Annotated in this window: 12 protein-coding genes and 1 riboswitch; of the genes, 5 read left to right on the forward strand and 7 right to left on the reverse strand. The window is 50.5% G+C overall.

Annotated features, from left to right (window positions below; translation table 11 throughout):
* Window positions 1-35: 35 nt before the first annotated feature.
* Entirely contained in the window at window positions 36-1,148 is a 1,113-nt protein-coding gene (locus tag ACN5NT_RS19905) for a Glu/Leu/Phe/Val family dehydrogenase (protein WP_419176630.1), read from the forward strand.
* 11 nt (window positions 1,149-1,159) lie between these two features.
* Here the strand turns inward: ACN5NT_RS19905 and ACN5NT_RS19910 are convergent, their stop codons facing one another.
* Window positions 1,160-1,636, reverse strand: a complete 477-nt coding sequence (locus ACN5NT_RS19910; RefSeq protein ID WP_136796866.1) for a PaaI family thioesterase — start codon at window positions 1,634-1,636, stop codon at window positions 1,160-1,162.
* A 92-nt stretch (window positions 1,637-1,728) separates the two neighbouring features.
* On the opposite strand from ACN5NT_RS19910, the gene ACN5NT_RS19915 reads away from it, so the two are divergent.
* The 3 genes from ACN5NT_RS19915 to ACN5NT_RS19925 all read left to right on the forward strand — a co-directional run bounded on the left by ACN5NT_RS19915 (window position 1,729) and on the right by ACN5NT_RS19925 (window position 9,020).
* Window positions 1,729-4,827 (forward strand): methylmalonyl-CoA mutase family protein, encoded by a 3,099-nt coding sequence (locus ACN5NT_RS19915; protein WP_419176631.1) that lies wholly within the window; start codon window positions 1,729-1,731, stop codon window positions 4,825-4,827.
* Window positions 4,828-5,593: 766 nt separating this feature from the next.
* Complete coding sequence (locus ACN5NT_RS19920) at window positions 5,594-7,213, forward strand: ABC-F family ATP-binding cassette domain-containing protein (protein ID WP_136796868.1); 1,620 nt, start codon at window positions 5,594-5,596, stop codon at window positions 7,211-7,213.
* A 190-nt stretch (window positions 7,214-7,403) separates the two neighbouring features.
* Window positions 7,404-9,020 (forward strand): ABC-F family ATP-binding cassette domain-containing protein, encoded by a 1,617-nt coding sequence (locus ACN5NT_RS19925; protein WP_419176632.1) that lies wholly within the window; start codon window positions 7,404-7,406, stop codon window positions 9,018-9,020.
* Window positions 9,021-9,502: 482 nt separating this feature from the next.
* Here ACN5NT_RS19925 and pepT read toward each other — a convergent pair whose 3' ends face one another.
* The 6 genes from pepT to ACN5NT_RS19955 form a co-directional block, all read right to left on the reverse strand.
* Window positions 9,503-10,765, reverse strand: a complete 1,263-nt coding sequence (gene pepT, locus ACN5NT_RS19930) for a peptidase T (RefSeq protein ID WP_419176633.1) — start codon at window positions 10,763-10,765, stop codon at window positions 9,503-9,505.
* Between the two features lie 377 nt (window positions 10,766-11,142).
* Window positions 11,143-12,351 carry a gephyrin-like molybdotransferase Glp gene (gene glp, locus ACN5NT_RS19935; RefSeq protein WP_419176634.1) on the reverse strand — a complete coding sequence of 403 codons (1,209 nt, stop codon included), beginning with the start codon at window positions 12,349-12,351 and terminating at the stop codon, window positions 11,143-11,145.
* 67 nt (window positions 12,352-12,418) lie between these two features.
* Window positions 12,419-13,438 (reverse strand): GTP 3',8-cyclase MoaA, encoded by a 1,020-nt coding sequence (gene moaA / locus ACN5NT_RS19940; RefSeq protein WP_419176635.1) that lies wholly within the window; start codon window positions 13,436-13,438, stop codon window positions 12,419-12,421.
* Window positions 13,428-13,561: riboswitch (molybdenum cofactor riboswitch) on the reverse strand. Its footprint overlaps the gene before it by 11 nt.
* Window positions 13,562-13,746: 185 nt before the next feature.
* Window positions 13,747-14,937 (reverse strand): YibE/F family protein, encoded by a 1,191-nt coding sequence (locus tag ACN5NT_RS19945; protein WP_419176636.1) that lies wholly within the window; start codon window positions 14,935-14,937, stop codon window positions 13,747-13,749.
* Between the two features lie 107 nt (window positions 14,938-15,044).
* Window positions 15,045-16,478, reverse strand: a complete 1,434-nt coding sequence (locus ACN5NT_RS19950) for an alkaline phosphatase (RefSeq protein ID WP_419176637.1) — start codon at window positions 16,476-16,478, stop codon at window positions 15,045-15,047.
* Window positions 16,479-16,618: 140 nt separating this feature from the next.
* Window positions 16,619-17,536, reverse strand: coding sequence for a LysR family transcriptional regulator (locus tag ACN5NT_RS19955; RefSeq protein ID WP_419176638.1), 918 nt, complete (start codon window positions 17,534-17,536; stop codon window positions 16,619-16,621).
* 130 nt (window positions 17,537-17,666) lie between these two features.
* On the opposite strand from ACN5NT_RS19955, the gene ACN5NT_RS19960 reads away from it, so the two are divergent.
* A complete protein-coding gene (locus ACN5NT_RS19960) occupies window positions 17,667-18,710 on the forward strand; it encodes a YeiH family protein (RefSeq protein ID WP_136796876.1) in 1,044 nt (347 codons plus the stop codon).
* Window positions 18,711-18,824 lie beyond the last annotated feature (114 nt).

Below are 18,824 nucleotides of genomic sequence, written 5' to 3' on the forward strand. Positions count from 1 at the left end.
TTATCCCTGGCCAGGAGTCTGTCGGAGGTGATTATATGGATGAACTTATTCGATTTGCAGATGAATTGGGACCTGCCAAGATTCTCCATGTCTATGAGCCCAAGTCAGGGTTGAAAGCGATTTTGGTGGTAGACAATGTGGCAGCGGGCCCATCCATCGGTGGTATCCGCATGGCTGAGGATGTGAGCGTCGAAGAATGCTTCCGACTGGCAAGAGCCATGACCCTGAAAAACATTTCGGCAGGTCTACCTCACGGTGGTGGCAAGGTTGTGATCTATGGCGACCCCAAGATGGATAAAACAAAGAAAGAAGTTATAATGCGTGCTCTGGCAAACAGTCTCCGTGATATCAAAGAATACGTGCTGGCACCGGACATGGGCACAAACGAAGAGTGCATGGCCTGGATCCACGATGAGGAACCCCGTGTTGTCGGTAAACCGGCTGAGCTGGGTGGTATCCCGCTCGATCAGATTGGAGCCACTGGCTGGGGTCTTTTCCATGCGATTGATGTCACCGCCGAACATTGCGGACTGGAACTTGACGGCGCCACATTTGTGGTTCAGGGATATGGCGCTGTAGGGCGGCATGCTGCCCAGTTTCTGGCAGAAAAAGGTGCAGTGATGGTCGGTGTCTCCGATTCGGGAGGGGCGATAACCAATCCTAAAGGTATCGATATTAAAACCCTTGGTGCAGTGAAAGACAGGGGAAAAGGAGTACTGCAGTATTCCCAGGCAGAATCTATACACCCCGAAGAGTTGCTGGCAATAACCTGCGATATCTGGATACCCGCCGCACGCCCGGATGTGATCAACGACAACAACGTCAGCCTCATGCAGACCAGGATCGTTGCGCAAGGGGCAAATATTCCCTGTACAGAAAAAGCCGAACGCTATCTTCACCAGAAAGGTGTCTACTGCCTGCCTGATTTCATCGTCAACGCAGGCGGGGTGATCTGCGCCGCCACCGAATATCGGGGTGCAGGTGAGTTACAGGCCATGGAAAGGATCAAGCATACCCTCAGGTCAAATACCAGAGAGATCCTGATGCGCTCAAAAGAGCGTTCTATTCCTCTGAGGATGGCAGCCGATGAGTTCGCCAGGGAAAGGCTCTTGAAAATCATGGCCACCAGACGCTGGTCTATTATCTGATAATACAAATATTACATATCATCAGGCTGAAGATGTTCGGGCATACGCACTGCAACGACCCGGCCTTTGGCGGTAACCTGACCTTCGGCTATGACTTTGGCACTGACGATTGTCTTTCTCCCTTGAATTTCTTCCACCCTGGCCCTGATAATCAACTCTCCTCCCAGAGGCGTCGGGGCCAGGTAGTCTACCTGCAGTGAACCGGTCACATACCTAAAGGCAGGCAGGGTGCCAGGTTCCCTTCCCTCTTGCCGGTATGCAGCGGCTGCTGCGGTACCTATACAGTGACAGTCAACCAGTGAGGCAATGAGACCGCCATAGACATAACCTGGAAAAGCGAGATGGTACTCACGGGGGGAAAATCGTGCCACTGATTCCTCCCCTTCCCAAAAGCTTCGTATCTGCAACCCGTTGGGGTTTTTGGGACCGCAACCGTAACAATGCTGCAGGGATTCCGGATAATAATCCTGAAATGATTTATCGGCCATAACGCCTCCTGAAACGAGTTTAAAGAAAGCGACACCAACAGAGAATACTCCCGTAACTATTAGAAAAGCAATGAAAATAATTGAGAATTGCCATGTGTCCAAAACCTAAATCACCGATCAGAATTCTCACCGCTGTTGCCCATTACGATGGTCACGACGCCTCGATCCTTGCCATTAACCGCGCCCTTTTACAACACCCGCGCGAAGTCGAGATTATCTATACCGGTTTCAACATGGCCGCCGAAGATATCTGCACAGCGGCAGTCCAGGAAGATGTACACGGCATTGCAATTGCTTCTTATAACGGCGGTCATATGCAGTTTTTCCAACATCTCGCGATAGAAGTCCAAAAGCGATGTTGCCGACCGGTCTGTATCTTTGGTGGGGGAGGCGCCACAATCACTGAAGAAGAAGCACACATCCTGAAAACTGAGGGTATCTCGAATATATACAGACAAGGAATAGCACTGACTGAGGTCAGTGATGATATTGTACAGACAATTGACCGAAATCTCGAAGAATTCTATGCACCTTCAAACCCGCCTTTACCGGTTGCGATCTCCCTGGCCGATCTTTCCGGCAGGCGTGCTGCACATACTGGCGGACGCCAGATCAGCACCCCCACAAACGCCAAAGTAATAGTCATTACCGGTGATGGTGGAGCCGGGAAATCAACTCTTATCGACGAGCTGATTTTTCGCTTCAGGGATCACCTGCCGGGAAAACGGGTTGCGATTCTCGCCAATGACCCGACCACCGTAAGTGCAGAGGGAACATCGGCATTTTTAGCCGATCGGGTGCGTATGAATTACATCTATGATCCCAATATATTCATGCGCTCTCTTTCCACCGGCAATGGTTATATTTCGCTGAATTGCGCCTTGCCTCAAATGGCGCAACTCTGCATTCGGGAGGGCTACGACCTGGTGATCATCGAGACTCCGGGAGTTGGCCAGGCGGGGTTGGATCTTAAGCTTCTGGCCCCTGATCTCACGATCTGTGTCAAAACCAGAGAGTATGGCAGCGCCCTGCAGCTTGCTAAGGACCAGATGCTCCAGGAAGCGGATATGGTTGTACTCAACAAGATTGACCTGGCGGGCTCAGAAGCTGCCTACCAGGAAATCGGCATGATGTTCCCCCCGGCTGATCGTAGCAAAAAGCTCTTTGGGGTGTTGGCCAAAATGCACCGGGATAAGGGGATGGACCATTTTTTCGCTGCACTCTGCGAGCGGCTGGGATGGCAGGCCCCGGAATTCGCCCCGGTCAACATCTTTGAGCATGCCAAAAAGATGGAACTGGTCCCCTACGGACGCCGAAATTACCTTGCCGAGGTTGTAAAGACCGTACGTGACTATGACCAATGGGCCCGGGACCAGCTGTCATTGCTGCGTCAAGACCCGCACAATCCTGACAATCTCGACCCCTTTTGCCGGGAGCTACTCGAAAACTGGCCCGGACAATGGCAAGAGACCTCAGCTGCGGCAATGCATAAATTCGGTATGACCAGCGCTTCCAGTTCAGCTAATGATTTCAATTTGCCAATGGTCGCCCTGCCGGACCCGCAGGACCTGGTGGAAAGCCTTCGCTTTCTGCTCGAAGAAGGTTTGCCCGGTTCCTTCCCTTACGGTACTGGCATCTATCCCTATCGTCTGCCCACAGCAGGCGAAACAACCCGCCAGTTTGCAGGTCTACGCGGCCCAGAAGAGACCAACCAGAGGCTCCACCTGCTTAACCGGGGCGTCGCCAACCCCCGTTTGTCAATTGCTTTCGACGGTATCACCCTCTATGGAGATGACAGTGACAGCGACCCCAGTTCAATGGGCAAAATAGGAGAAGGTGGAGTCTCCGTCGACAGCTATGAGGATATGAAACTGATCTTAAAAGGTTTCGATATCAGAAAGATATCCACCTCGCTCACAATCAACGGCCCAGCCCCTGTAATTCTTGCCATGTATTTTGTTGCCGCGGGAGAACTCGAACAGGAACGTGAGGAGGTAAAGCGAGGCGCTCCAATGTCGGAAAAAGAGCGCGACACCTTCTTTAATCAAACGTGCCGGAATCTGCGGGGCACCGTTCAGGCTGATATCTTAAAAGAGGTTCAGGCTCAGAACGAGTGTATCTTTCAGACAGACTTCTCCCTGAAAATGCTTGGCGATATCCAGAGCCACTTCATAGAAAAGAAGATCAACTCGTATTATTCGATGTCGATCTCCGGATATCATATCGGCGAAGCCGGGGCAACACCGGCCCAGGAACTGGCCTTCACCCTGGCAAATGGTTTCACTTACGTTGAATACTTTCTCAAGCGCGGTATGGCAGTTGATGCCTTTGCCCCCAGTCTCAGTTTCTTCTTCCGTGTCTCCCATGAGGCCGAGTGGCTGGCATACGGCCCTGTATGCAGGCGCATATGGGCTATCGCCATGCGTGACCGTTACCAGGCAGATGACCGCAGCCAGAGATTCAAGTTTCATACGCAAACCTCGGGCCGCGCCCTGCAGGCGGCGGAGTGGGATACCCTCAACCCCATCCGTCAAACCTACCATGCCTACATGGGCCTGTTGAACAACACCAACTCCCTGCATGTCGATTCCGCCGACGAGCCGATGACCACACCCAGTGAAAAATTTGTTCGGCAGGCAACACTTATCCCGAACTATCTGAGTGAAGAGGCAGAAGCCTTTTTGATCCAGAACCTGCTCTCAGGCTCATACAGCCTACGTGCTGTAACCAGTCAATTACAGGAAAAAGTACTGCAGGAACTGGAGCGCATCGACCAGCTCGGCGGTGTCGGCCCAGCCACAGAGATGGGCTACCAGCGCAATTCCATCGCCGAGAGCTCTGCCCGTTATGAGTGGGAGAAATACCCACCAACTGAAGACGAGCCGCCACCACGGAAAATTATCGGTTTCAACACCTATATTCAGCCGGTGAAAAATGAAGCGGCGGTTCCGGAACAGGCGGAACTGATCCGCCCCACCAAGGCCGATTGGGAACGCCAGATTCGTCGGACCCGCGCCTTCAGACAAGAGCATAAAGACCAAAGCGGTGAATATTTGCAGCGACTGGAACACGTAGCCCTGTCCGGCGGCAATATTTTTAGTGAATTACTGCACACCGTGCGCCACGCCACACTCGGTGAAATCACCCGATGCCTCAGGAAAGCCGGTGGCAGCTATCGAAAAATGGTATAACCACTGGTAATTGAAACTAATTTTTCAGATCAGTGATACTATCATATTTTGTATCACCACCAGCTACCGTTTCAACTCCGCTTCCGGATGGCGATTGATGGTGTATAACCATAGAGTCTGAATAAATAATGTGCTGTAAATCACGTATTGACAGAACAAACTATAGCGGTACAATCACAATATCCGGAACATCTGGAATTAAGAGAGTAAATGAGAAAAGTGGAAAAGCAGTTTGTCATAGATTCCGACCTGGCGTAGCATAAAAAGTCGTTTTCAGGCTTTCATGGTACCCACCTGAAAAGGAGGTCGGAGTCGCCGCCTTGGGGAGGGTTGTCATGAAACCGAAACATTTTATTCATCTCACCTTTTTGTTTCTGAGCATTGCATGCCTGGCACACTCTGTCTGTGCCTCCATACTGTTCGGATAGTCCAAAAGAGCCAATAGATTCAATTCTTAAAAAGGTCTCTCCTGCCAACAGGGAGCCCCATGCCCTGCCAATGGGCTAACGGGTATTCTCCCTGTTGCAGTCCGTCACCTTTTCCTGGCCCATCCTGCCGCCACGATTTCAACGGAGCATTCGAGAGATAAACCTCCAAGATAAGCCTTGCACCCATCGCCCTCCTGTGGTAGTTTCCGTCGCATTTTTTGCCCATCCGCATATTCCATGAGCTGAGACAGCCAGGTCCTTTGGTTAAGAGATAATCCAGGAGATTCGCTGCCATTTTTTATGAAATGTGCCGACTAACCCCAGCTTGATAGCACTCAATGGTACACCTGAATAATATCTATAAACAGTTCGGTTCGCAGATCCTCTTTCGAGATGCCAGCCTGCAGATTCTACCCCAGACCCGCACCGGCCTCGTCGGCCCCAACGGTGCAGGAAAGACTTCAGTATTTCGACTCATTACCGGTGAAGAAGAACCGGATAAGGGCGATATTTCCTGTTCAAAGAAAACGGTTATCGGTTACTTCTCGCAGAGTGTCGGCGAAATGAGTGGCTGCACCGTACTGGAAGAGGTCATGAGCGGTGCCGGTGAAGTGGTTGCTATGGGCCGCCAGATGCGGGAAATGGAAGCGCAGATGGCCGAACCCATGGACGACGACGCACTCGCGGATCTGCTGGAACGCTACGGGGTAATCACGGAGATGTTTGAGCACCGCGGCGGCTACGATCTCGATTCCCGTGCCAAAGCAGTCCTCTCCGGGCTCGGTTTTGGAGAACAGGATTTCAGTCTGCCTGTTGAGACTTACAGTGGTGGCTGGAAGATGCGTATCGCCCTGGCGAAAATTCTTACCATCAATCCGGACGTACTGCTGCTTGATGAGCCTACCAACCATCTGGATATCGAATCGATCCTCTGGCTGGAAGAGTGGCTGGCAACTGATTACAAAGGCGCCCTGCTGATGACCTGCCATGACCGTGATTTCATGAACCGCGTGGTCAACCGTATCATCGAAATTGCCAACGGCCAGGCCACCACCTATAGCGGTGACTATGATTTCTATCTGCGTGAGCGGGAAATCCGCCGCGAACAGTTGCTGGCAAGTTATCGTCGCCAACAGGAAATGCTGGCCAAAGAAGAAGATTTCATCGCCAGATTTGCCGCCCGCGTCTCACACGCTGCCCAGGTGCAATCACGCATCAAGAAGCTGGAAAAAATTGAACGCATAGAACTGCCTCCCGAACAGAAGGTGATGAAGTTCGACTTTCCCATTCCCCCCCGCAGCGGGGACGATGTGATGCACCTCAGAGATCTCGCCAAAGAGTGGACCACGGTCAACAATGAGATCAAACCGGTTTTCAGCGGGCTTTCGGGTACCGTCCGCCGGTTGGAGAAAATAGCTCTCGTCGGTGTAAACGGTGCCGGTAAGTCAACCCTGTTGAAAGTCATCACCGGCCAGACCGAACCGACTTCCGGCGAGGTGGTTATGGGCGCCGGGGTTACCACTGGCTACTTCAGCCAGCACTCCATGGACGTTCTCCATCCGACCCACACCGTATTTGAATCTGTGCAGGAAGTACTGCCACTGGAAAATATCGGAGTTATCCGTAACCTGCTGGCAGCGTTTCTTTTTCAGGGAGACGATGTGGACAAACGTATCGCTAATCTCTCCGGCGGTGAGAAAAGCAGGGTTGTCCTGGCCCGCCTGCTGGCAAGACCACTCAACTTCCTGGTACTTGATGAGCCCACCAACCACCTTGACATTCTCTCCCGCGAAGTTCTGCTGGAGGCACTGCAGAAATTTGCAGGTACCGTCATCCTGGTCAGCCATGACCGCCATTTCCTGCGCTCACTGGTGAACCGCGTTTTCGAGATTGACCACGGAGAAATGCGGGCTTATGAAGGTGACTATGATTATTATCTGCGCCAGACCAACGAATAACCCGAATCTCTTATGAGCACTTCTTCAGTCAGTAACAGACATTCATTGAAAGAAATGACACCAGCAAAACTTTCTAATAAATGCCCATGAGAAATCCAGGTTAAAGAAAAATTTCTTTCTTCCTGCGACAAACCATTATCCTGAGCAATCGTGCTCCGCCACGACTGCTCTTTTTTTGCGAGAAAACCTAATGATACATGCTTCAAACATTGCCCTGTCTTATGGTAAACGCGTCATTTTCAAAGACGTCAATATCAAGTTCACCCCTGGTAACTGCTACGGCCTCATCGGTGCCAATGGTGCCGGAAAATCAACGTTCTTAAAGATCCTGGCCGGCCAAATGGATCCGGACCACGGTGAAGTGTTCGTAGGTGCCAAACAGCGTATTGCCATGCTCGCCCAGGATCAGTTCGCTTACGATGAATCCACTGTGGCTGAAACCGTGCTCATGGCTCACGCCCGCCTGCACGAAGTTATGGCTGAGCGAGAGGCTCTTTACGCAAAGACCGAATTTACTGAGGCAGACGGTATCCGCAGCGGAGAACTGGAAGCAGAGTTCGCCGAGATGAACGGCTACGAAGTTGAATCCGAGGCGGCAACCCTGCTGAGTGGTCTTGGTATCAACGAAGATCTGCGCGACAAAAAGATGAAAGAACTGGAAGCTGGTGAAAAAGTACGGGTGCTGCTGGCCCAGGCTCTATTCGGTAACCCCGACATCCTGCTGCTCGACGAACCTACCAACAACCTCGACCGCAAATCCATTGTCTGGCTGGAAGGTTTTCTGGAAAGATTCCAGAACACAGTCATCATCGTTTCCCATGATCGTCATTTCCTCAATCAGGTCTGTACCCATATGGCGGATATCGATTACGGCCAGATCAGAATATACGTTGGTAACTACGATTTCTGGTACCAGGCCAGTGAACTGCTCCAGCAGCAGCGCCAGGACGCAAGCCGTAAAGCAGATGCCAAAGCCAAGGATTTGAAAGAGTTCATCGCCCGCTTCTCCTCCAACGCCTCAAAAGCCAGGCAAGCGACTTCCAGAAAGAAGCTGCTCGACAAGCTTGAAATGGAAGACCTTCCGGCCTCATCACGCAAATACCCGTATATTTTGTTTAAAGCGGGCAGAACCTGTGGCGATGTTATTCTGGAAGTAAAAGACCTGAGCAAGACCATCGACGGTGTAAAGGTGCTGGACAACTTTTCCATGGAGGTCAATAAGGGGCAGAAGATCGGCTTTGTCGGTACCAACAACGTCGCGATCACTACCCTCTTTCAGATACTGGCAGGAGAACTCGAACCTGACAGCGGCAGTTTCCGCTGGGGTCTCACCATGAGTACGTCCTATTTCCCTAAGGAAAACAGAAGCTTTTTTCAGTCCGACAAAACTCTGGTCGACTGGTTGAGCGAGTACACCCCTGTCACGGAAGGTGAGAGCTTTGCCCGTGGTTTTCTCGGCAAGATGCTCTTCTCCGGCGATGAGGCTATGAAAAAGACCAGCGTGCTCTCCGGTGGCGAGAAAGTACGCTGCATGCTGTCGAGGATGATGCTCTCCGACGCCAACGCCCTGATTCTGGATGAGCCCACAAACCATCTCGATCTTGAATCAATCACAGCGCTCAACAACGGCCTGAAGGCCTTCCCGGAGATTATCCTCTTCTCCTCCCATGACCATGCGCTGATGGCCACTGTTGCAGACCGCATCATTGAGATTCTGCCAGGCGGCGTCATCGATAAGATGCTGCCCTATGACGAATACCTGAAGGACGCTGGAGTGCAGGAGCAGCAAGAGCAGTTTCGCAACTAGCTTGAATTCCTCATGAGTATATTGTCGTAATAAAGAAAAAGGAGTTGATGCTCAGGCATTGCCTAAGTCTAATTCTCCCATTTTTTTCGACAATATACTCACCGAAGGTACCCTGAAAGAAATGCCCTTGGGGTACAGTCCATACAGTGCCATCTTCTTCAGTTTGTGGCAGTAAGCATAAACGACTATAGCTTACTACCAAAAACTTCGAACCTGACACTGCCTGAACTGATGAGAAATCCAAGCGACCCGAATTCCTCATCAGTATATTGTCGTAATAAAGAAAAAGGAGTTGATGCTCAGGCATTGCCATAAGCCCAATCCTCCCATTTTTTCGACAATATACTCACCGAGGGTACCCTGAAAGAAATGCCCTTGGGGTACAGTCCATACAATGCCATCTTCTTCAGTTGTAAGGTACAGTTGACACTGCCCGGGAAATTCATGAGTCGATACGACGCCGAATAGCTGGCCGTATCAACTCATGAATTCGACTTTTCTTCCCAGATCATGGCCAGATGGACAATAGTCTCCACCGCCCTGGTCATATCCTGTACCGAAATCCACTCGGTCTTTGAGTGAAAGTTGTGGCCGCCTGTAAAAATATTCGGGGTCGGCAAGCCCATTTCGGAAAGCCTCGCACCATCCGTGCCGCCACGAATCAGCCCCTGCCTGGGAGTGAGCCCGCAACGGCGAATCGCTTCGCAGCAATATTCGGTCACCCTGGGGTACTGATCAAGCACGTATTTCATGTTCCTGTAACTCTCCTCAACCTCAAACGTATAGTCAAGAGCAGGGTACTTTGCTTTCAGAGCCCGCAGTGTCTCCTGCATCAGCGTCTCTTTTCGCAACAATCCTTCCAGGGTAAAATCACGAATCAGATATTTCAGCACAGTCGTATTGACCGTTCCCTCCATACTATGCAGATGCATAAAGCCTTCACGGTCTTCAGTTGTCTCCGGAGTCATCTCCCTTGGGAGGAAACTGATAAACTCCGCGGCAACGGTTGTGGAGTTGAGCATCTTGCCCTTGGCATAACCGGGATGAATATTGACACCCTGAAAAGTCACCGTCACCGAATCTGCTGAAAAAGTTTCATCCTCCACCTCCCCCGCGGTTGAACCGTCAATGGTGTAGGCGTAGTCGGCAGCGAACTTTTTCACATCAAAATGCTTGGTGCCGGTGCCCACCTCTTCATCCACGGTAAAGGCGATGCGGATCGGGCCATGAGCAAGCTCCGGATGATCGACCAGGTAACGAATCGCTGTCATGATCTCTGCCACCCCCGCCTTATCATCTGCCCCTAATAAGGTAGTACCGTCTGAAGTGATTATGTCATCTCCGATGCATGCTCCCAGTTCCGGTGTTTCATCCGCCCTAATCACCTGAGTTGCATCACCCGGCAACACAATGTCCCCGCCGGAATAATTTTCATGGATAACCGGCTTCACGTTCTTCCCACTCACATCGGGTGAAGTGTCAACATGGGCGATAAGGCCTATGGTCGGCACCTTCTTAACACTGTTGGCTGGTACGGTAGCTATCACGTAGCCAGGTTTAGTCATTCTGGCGTCTGTTATCCCCATTTCATACAACTCCGCCACCAGCATGCGACAGAGGTCCAGCTGCTTGAAGGTTGATGGATAGGTTTCCGACTCTACCGCCGCCTGGGTGTCGACGGCAACATAGCGGCAAAAACGGTCAACCAGCTCTGCGACTGGAATATCAAGAGTAACCTCTGGCATATTTTTCTCCTTGAACCATAGGGTTCAAAAACTATGTATTAAGAAAAGAAGGTATATTCAATAAATTGACAGTATAACGTATTCAGATAAAAAAGCGGAAACGATCAGGAATCACTGACGCCCCTGTTTCAATTCTGACCCTATCTTCAAGACTACAAAAACTACGCTATGACTGAAACGGTAAACAACGGGAAAAACGTAAATACAGAATTTCTGGCGGAGATCACGGAGCTTATTGAAGATCTCACGTCCGAGTTGCATTTTCGCGGCTGTGACGAGGAGCACAGGTTAATACAGCGGGCAAGAAAAATACGGAGGGAATTACTCATTGCAAGAGCTGACTGAATGCGCCAACCCTTGCAGCAAGCAATCAGATATCAGAACCTGAACACTTCAATTAAGTCATCCGGTTGCAAGGTTGTTTTTGGCTCTACCACAATATAGCCATCGGCTTTGACAATGGAGGTCAGCATATGGGAGCCCTGCTGCGGGATAGGTTTTACGGTGGGGACAGTATTGGGCTCATCCCGGATTGTTACCCGGATGAAATCGGTACGGCTGCCGCTGTTTTCTATGGCCACCTCGGCACGTGCTGAAAGAGATTTCTTCAGATAATCGACACCCTGCAAAGCGGCCAGACTGGGAATCACGTAATTCTGGAAGCACATAAAGGCCGACACCGGATTACCCGGCAGGCCAAACAACAGGGTCCGCCCTTTTTTAGCGACAAAAAGAGGCTTTCCCGGCTTTTGCCGTATTTTCCAGAACAGTTGTTGAAAGCCCACACGTTCTGCCGCCTCTTTGACATGATCATGTCTGCCCACCGAAACGCCACCAGAACAAAGAATAATATCACTTTTATGTTCCAGGGCCTCTGCCATCGAATTGACAGTGGTTTCCAGGTCATCTTCTACGTGCATGCAATTCACCAGGGTGCCACCAGCTTCACGCACGGCGCATTTCAGCATCGGCGCGTTCGAGTCACGAACCTGATAGGGTTTGATATCGCCATCCCCATGGTGAGCAAGCTCAGTACCGGTGATAAAAAGTGAGACACGGGGCGTATCGTATACCGGCACCTGATGGGCACCAACCGCCGACAACAGGGCAACCTGCCTGGCGGTAACAACCAGGCCATGGGCCATAATCACTGTCCCGGCAATGAACTCTTCACCGGCATAGCGGACGTCCTGCCCCTGTTTTCTGCATGCCATAATCTGAACGACATCGCCCTGTTCACTGGTATCCTCGACCCTGATAACAGTATCCGCGCCATCGGGCAGCATCGCACCGGTGCTGATTCGCACAGCCTCGCCAATGGCTACCACACCCTCATAGGGCACACCAGCCTGGCTTTCACCAGCAAGCTTAAGACGTGCGGGATTCGACTCGCTTACATTCTGAACATCCTGCCAACGCGCAGCATAGCCGTCCATGGCAGAACTGGTATACCTTGGAGATGGTTCGGGGGAAGTTATGTCTTCTGCCAACCTGCGTCCCAGTGCTTCCTCTACGGGCACATATACCACTTTGGGTTCTGGAAGGTTTTCACGGAGCAGTGAAAGAGCCTCAGGTACCGATATCATAGATCATCCTCAAAAGGTTAAGCTTGTCCGCGGTAACTACGTACTTTTGGTGAATGGCGTTAAATTCTCAACCACCAATGGAGGCCATGGAATCTTCGCTGCTATTCCCGTTGAGCTTGGCAGCCTCCATGCCGTTCTTCAGTTTTTTGCTCACCGCTTTACGAATTTCACCGGCAACTTCTGAGTCATCTGGGGTTGCCCGCAACAGATCGCGCAGGTTCAATGCTCCCTGGTCGTAGAGGCAGTTTTTCATCATGCCGCTCGAGGTCACTCTAAGTTTATTACAGGTGGCACAGAATTTTCGGGATTCACCCTCGATGATTCCCAGGGTTCCGGCATAACCGGGCAGGGAGAATTTTCGGGCGGTCTCGACATATTTTGAGGAAAGCTCGGTGAGCCCTGGGAAGAGTTTGAACAGTCGCGACTCAAGAGTCTGGGACATCTCGATAACGTGATGTTCTTCAGCGCCGGAAAAAGGCATCAGCTCGATGAAACGCATCGCCACCGGATAATCCTTGACCAACTGCGCCATGCGGAGCAACTCATCATCACCGGTATCTTCCTGAACAACGGCATTCACTTTCAGGGGCAGTTCAAGCCTGAGGATTTCGTGAAACACAGCCAGCACTTTTTCCAGCTTGTCGCGGCGGGTAATCTCTTTGAAGCGCTCGGCATCAAGTGTATCAAGGCTCAGGTTAATGCCTTTTATGCCTAACTCTTTCAAGCCCTGCAAATACGGCCCGACTGCAACACCGTTGGTGGTCAGGTGAAGACTCAAGCCGGGGCTCTGCTCTTTGAGACGCTCCATAAACTCCAGACACCCTTTGCGAACAAAAGGTTCACCGCCGGTGATCCGGATTTTATTGACCCCCAGACTTACGAAAATTCTGGAGAGACGCTCCATCTCCTCGTAGGAAAGTATCGATTTATGGTCAAGCACATTAACCCCGTCTTCCGGCATGCAATAGCGGCAACGCAGGTTACATCGATCGGTGATTGAGAGACGGAGATAGGTAACTTTACGCCCGAATGAATCAATTAATGGCGAAATATCGGTGGAACAGCTTTGGCAGGTTCGTGCATTCATGCAGACTCCTTTTCAAATTTCGGAAGGCAACGTCGTTTCCAACGCAACCCTATCGGCATCAGGCCGTTCTTCCGCATTTAAGCACGGAAATTTAGGCCTTTCAGCTCGGAGTTATATGTAATTTCAGGCGCTCTACAGAGCCTCTCGCTCTATAGCCTTTACCTGCAGTACATTTACATAAAAAGATAAGACATTGCAAGGCCAGTACAGAACAATTTCACGAAAAGGTTATACTCCCGTAATCTGACAGCCGGGTTATCAACGCAAGTCAGTTAGCAAATTGTAAATATAACATGCTGCCTATATGACTAGATCTTGTGGTTCACCCTGGACTCCGACGCAATACGCTCCTGTCGTCCCGAAGAGAGAAGCCGTACCCTCTTGGTAAAATATCCAGAAATAATCAGACCCCCAACCAACGCCGTGATTGGCGCGACCAACACCAGACCGATAGAACCAACCAGCGTGCGCATAATCTCAGCTGCGACGATCTTCAAATTCAGCATACGCATGATACTTGGCTCTTTCACCTGGAAAATCATCAACAAAGTCAGGTACCCACCCGAGTACGCCAGCAACAAGGTGGTTGCCATGGTACCGATTACATGGCGACCAACATTGAAGCCTGATTGAACCAGTTCCCAGGCAGTTATCTCAGGCTTTTTCAGCTTTACCTCATCCATGGAAGCCGCAATATCCATAGCGATGTCCATACACGCCCCGGAAGCTCCTAAAATAATCGCCGAATAGAAAATTTCCCTGATATCGAGCTGGTAGTAGCCGCTGAAAACTAATGCGTTCACATAGGGTTGGGTCATACCAACCAACCCCACCCGGTTGCAGAAAAGCAAGGTCACCAACAAGGTGACACAGAGCCCGCAGATAGTACCGATAAAGGCAGTGGCCCCTCTTCTGTTCAAACCGGCTACCAGAAAAATAATAACCGCCGATAAAAGCACCAGGGTGAGAGTTGTCGTCATAAGCGGGTCATAACCAGCCAGAATCCGCTGCACCAGCACTTCCCAGATGATGAGAACAGTGAACATAAAGGAGAGCAGCGCCTTTATGCCGACTACTCCGGCATACAACAGGAGGGCCAACACAAAAATACCAAACAACAGCAAAAGAGCATCCTGCCTGTAGAGATCAACTGCCTTGACATGGGCTATGCCACCCTCCTCCAAAATCACAGCAACGATAATTTCATCACCTGGTTTAAATATGTTCTCGATATCGCTCTGTCCTACCAGACTATTGGTTGCTGAAACACTTTCTCCTGCGAAACTCCCTTCGAGCAGCGTAACCTCAAGTTCCTGATAACCGATGTGGGACAGACCTGAAGAACGAACCTCCGAATTGTCTACAAGAAGAACTTCTGCCCGCACCTCCTCCACCTCAGCATTCATTGGGTCAGAGACACCAGACCATGAATAATAAGCTACAATTACAGATACTATTACAACCAGCAGAAGCAGATGTGAACCAAGCTTTTTATACATATTGCATCCAGAGAGGAAAAACGAAAAAAGCCCGCTCCGATAGGAAGCAGGCCTTTTCCAGTGCATACAACCAGAACAACCGGGTGATCAAAACGGCCTGCGGCTCATTACAGAGTGAAATTCAACAAATCGGCCATGGTATCGGCGATCTCAGTGTTATCCTTGAAGCCTGCAAAGCGCTGGGCCTCGACACCGGTGGCAGACATCGGAATCATGGTTGCGGTATGGATGGTGGTGGTCCAGTTGATGTTGGCGCGCTCGGAGAGGATGTGCGCCGCAGTAAGGGCCGCCGGATTCACTTTGTAATAGCCTGAGGTTTGCCCTGCATCGGCATCAGTCATGGCCCGCTCAAGCCTGGCCGCCTCACTCTCGTTCAGGTTGTCGAGGCCAAACTCATTTTTTAAAAAAGCGAGGTATGCAGCCTTGTCACCTTTATACTGTCCTTTACCATAGGCCAGAGTATCCTCCACGCTGATCCTGGTGGCGAGCAACTGGCTCATGTCCAGCTTATATCCTTTTGAATCCATACCAAGCCCCATGCCGCCGGTCTCATGATCGCCAACAACGACGATCAGGGTCTCTTTCGGATGCTGCTGGTAAAAATCATAGGCAACCTTTATAGCCTCATCAAATGCAATGGTATCATAGATAACACCGGTGGGATCATTGGCATGGGCAGCGTGGTCAATACGACCGCCCTCAACCATCATGAAAAAGCCATCGTTATCCTTTTGCAGAACCTCGATACCGGCCTGAGTCATCTCAGCCAGTGATGGAACCGCGCTGTACGTGTTTATTCGCTCAATCTCATACGGCATGTGGGTGTACGTGAAAAGCGCCACCACCTTTTCTTCCTTGGTAAAATCAGTCGCACCGAATGCTTTGGCCCCTTCCATGCCGATGAAGGTGCTATAGCCTGACTGGTGAAAGGCTGCTACCAGATTTTTCTCATCTTTACGCTTGGACTTGATAGTCTTGCCAATGGCATCACCGTTTTCGATCTTCATACTTTTCGGAATGAAATGGCGGATACCTCCTCCCGCCAGGAAGTCCACACCACTCTTCAGGTAGTCTTCGGCGATCTCGTTCTCATTGTTTCTGGAGATATTATGTGCGGCAAACGCAGCCGGAGTAGCGTGGGTGAGGCGGGTGGTGGTGATGATACCGGTTGCCATACCCTCAAGCTCGGCAGCTTCCACCAGGGTTTTCACGTCATTGCCTTTGGCATCCTTACCGATAACCCCTTTATTGGTCTTGACACCGGAAGCGAGCGCGGTGCCTGCAGCTGCAGAATCGGTAATCAGGGTATCGGCAGCATAGGTGGTGTTCAGACCCGCCACCTCAAAGGTATTCATCAGTAACTCTTTACTGTTGTCCTGCTCTTTCTCGCGAACAAAAAACTCGCTGAACTGCCGTTGGGAAGCGCCGAGACCATCACCAATCATATAAAAGACATACTTGGGCTGCTCTGCGCCAATGGCCGGTGCGGAAATGAATAGAGCCACCATACACAGGCCAACGGTTTTCTTGATTCCTTGCATTGTTTATTCTCCTGAATGGATTTGTGGTTTTACTTGTCTCAACAAAAACCTCTATCAACCATCAGCAATGAACCGTATTCCTGTTAGCGAACTATTATATTTCGTTTAATATCAACACAATACCACTTAGTGGCATTGCACTATAACTTTTCACTATCAACCGACATGTGCCCGGTTCCTGTAATTGCCGCCTCCACCTCTTCGAAAACTGCTTGCATCAAAAGCGTTACCGACTGTCGAGGATGCATCACCCGGTATAAATTCCGCATAAAACGTTGCCCTGAGACCTGTACAGGATACAGCGCCCCACGCGCCATTTCCCGCATTACCGCATGCTGGGAGAGACAACTCAGGGTGCCGGGGTTGCGTAAGACGTTCTTGATCGATTCTATCTGATCCAGTTCCATAAAGAGATTCAGCTGCTGTCCCTTTTCCTTGAGCTGATGTAAAAAGGCCTCTCTCGTTCCTGAGCCGCTCTCACGCAAAACCCAGCGGTAATCAAGCAGTTCGTCGATAGTATACTGTTTTGCCCCTGCGAATTCTTTGTCTGAAGTAACCACCACCAATTCTTCAGAACCAATACGGGTGATATCTAAAGTCCTGCTCAACACCTCTCCTTCAATAAAGCCGACCGGCACCATTCCAGCTTCCACCTCGTGAACCACCTCACTGGAGTTACCGGTTTTAATTGAGATCAGTGCCTTAGGGTGACGAAGCTGAAAATCATACAGCATCTGGGGGAAGAGATAATCTGCCATTGTCTGGCTGGCACCGATTTCGAGTCTGCCCGAGATGCAATCGGTTTTAAACATCAAGGTGACATCTTGGAATCGCTTCAACACCGGTGTCAACTCTTCTGCCAGTACCTGACCATTGCTGTTCACGGTTATCTTCTTATGCGCCCTATCGAAAAGCGGAACCCCTACCGCCTCTTCAAATCGCTTGATGGCTGTGGAAACAGCCGATTGTGTCAGATAGAATTCATGCGCCACACTCTGGATTTTACCGGTGCGTACCAGAGCCAGAAACAATTCCGCCTGCCTGAGAGTGATATCCATATATGCCACCTTATAAGAGAATCGGCTTGATTAGATTCATTTTAGTCAATAGCAAAAAACTATCAATTTGACTGAACCATACTCCTCCTCTATATTTCGGTCAACATTTCAATAACCATGGAGTACTATCATGCAGTTATCACTACGATCATCACAACTCCCTTCGGCACAGACGTTGAACGGGTTGTGGTTTGTGGCCCTTTTCGCCATGTCAGCAACCCTTATTTCACAACATTCACTGATAATCACCCTTGGTCTCAGTCCCCTGATCATCGGCATTCTGCTCGGGACCGCCTACGGGAATACCCTGCGCTCACATATGCCAACCACCTGGCTCCCAGGAATCACCTTTTCCACCAGACCTCTCCTTCGTTTTGCCATTGTGTTGTATGGGTTTCGCCTGACTTTTCAGGACATCCTTGCCGTAGGTCTTCCAGGCATAGCCCTTTCAGGCACCATGATTGTTTCCACGCTGCTGCTCGGTTATTTCACCGGTACTCGCCTGCTCAAGATGGATAGGGACACCGCTTTTCTCACCACCATCGGCAGTTCGATCTGTGGGGCTGCAGCGATCCTTGCGGCTGAGCCGGTATTGAAATCCAAATCCCATAAGAGTGGTATTGCAGTGGCTACAGTTGTTGTTTTCGGCACCATAGCCATGTTCCTGATGCCATTTCTCTACAAAAGCGGGCTGCTGGGGATGGACGAAAAGACCTACGGAATGTTTGTCGGTGGCACAATCCATGAGGTAGCCCATGCAGTAGCGGCTGGAAGTGATATCTCTACCACGGCAGGCAGTAACGCTATCATTACCAAGATGATCCGGGTGCTCATGCTAGCACCGGTGTTGATTATCGTTGGCCTGATTTTCACCAGAAAAAACGCCAACGCTCAAGATGGCAGTACAGGTTTTGCAATTCCCTGGTTCGCCGTGATATTTCTCGCCGTTGTGGGCTTTAACTCACTCAACCTGCTGTCGGTAAGAATGGTTGATTTCATCAATAATCTTGATATCTTCCTGCTCACCATGACCATGTGTGCCCTGGGCATGGAGACCAGCTTCAGCAAACTCAAAAAAGTCGGTCCTGCCCCTATTTATCTGGCTGCTATCCTTTTTGTCTGGTTATTCGGCTTCGGTTACCTGGCAACGATGTTCTTCACCAACTGGCTCTAAGCCGAGTTTTCACAAAAATTGAGTTACAACCCTGAGAACCGCAATACGGAAGGAATGGTTTGCAAGAAAGAAACTTTTTTACATAGAATTGCAGTAGGTACAAATTAAGGGAGG

It is taken from the genome of Desulfosediminicola sp. (assembly GCF_048381775.1).
Taxonomy (GTDB): domain Bacteria; phylum Desulfobacterota; class Desulfobulbia; order Desulfobulbales; family Desulfocapsaceae; genus Desulfopila; species Desulfopila ganghwensis.

Excerpts from the sequence above, each read along its gene's own strand:
- ACN5NT_RS19905 (WP_419176630.1), top strand. The coding sequence starts at position 36 with ATGGATGAACTTATTCGATTTGCAGATGAATTGGGACCTGCCAAGATT.
- ACN5NT_RS19910 (WP_136796866.1), bottom strand. The coding sequence starts at position 1,636 with ATGGCCGATAAATCATTTCAGGATTATTATCCGGAATCCCTGCAGCAT.
- ACN5NT_RS19915 (WP_419176631.1), top strand. The coding sequence starts at position 1,729 with ATGTGTCCAAAACCTAAATCACCGATCAGAATTCTCACCGCTGTTGCC.
- ACN5NT_RS19920 (WP_136796868.1), top strand. The coding sequence starts at position 5,594 with ATGGTACACCTGAATAATATCTATAAACAGTTCGGTTCGCAGATCCTC.
- ACN5NT_RS19925 (WP_419176632.1), top strand. The coding sequence starts at position 7,404 with ATGATACATGCTTCAAACATTGCCCTGTCTTATGGTAAACGCGTCATT.
- pepT (WP_419176633.1), bottom strand. The coding sequence starts at position 10,765 with ATGCCAGAGGTTACTCTTGATATTCCAGTCGCAGAGCTGGTTGACCGT.
- glp (WP_419176634.1), bottom strand. The coding sequence starts at position 12,351 with ATGATATCGGTACCTGAGGCTCTTTCACTGCTCCGTGAAAACCTTCCA.
- moaA (WP_419176635.1), bottom strand. The coding sequence starts at position 13,438 with ATGAATGCACGAACCTGCCAAAGCTGTTCCACCGATATTTCGCCATTA.
- ACN5NT_RS19945 (WP_419176636.1), bottom strand. The coding sequence starts at position 14,937 with ATGTATAAAAAGCTTGGTTCACATCTGCTTCTGCTGGTTGTAATAGTA.
- ACN5NT_RS19950 (WP_419176637.1), bottom strand. The coding sequence starts at position 16,478 with ATGCAAGGAATCAAGAAAACCGTTGGCCTGTGTATGGTGGCTCTATTC.
- ACN5NT_RS19955 (WP_419176638.1), bottom strand. The coding sequence starts at position 17,536 with ATGGATATCACTCTCAGGCAGGCGGAATTGTTTCTGGCTCTGGTACGC.
- ACN5NT_RS19960 (WP_136796876.1), top strand. The coding sequence starts at position 17,667 with ATGCAGTTATCACTACGATCATCACAACTCCCTTCGGCACAGACGTTG.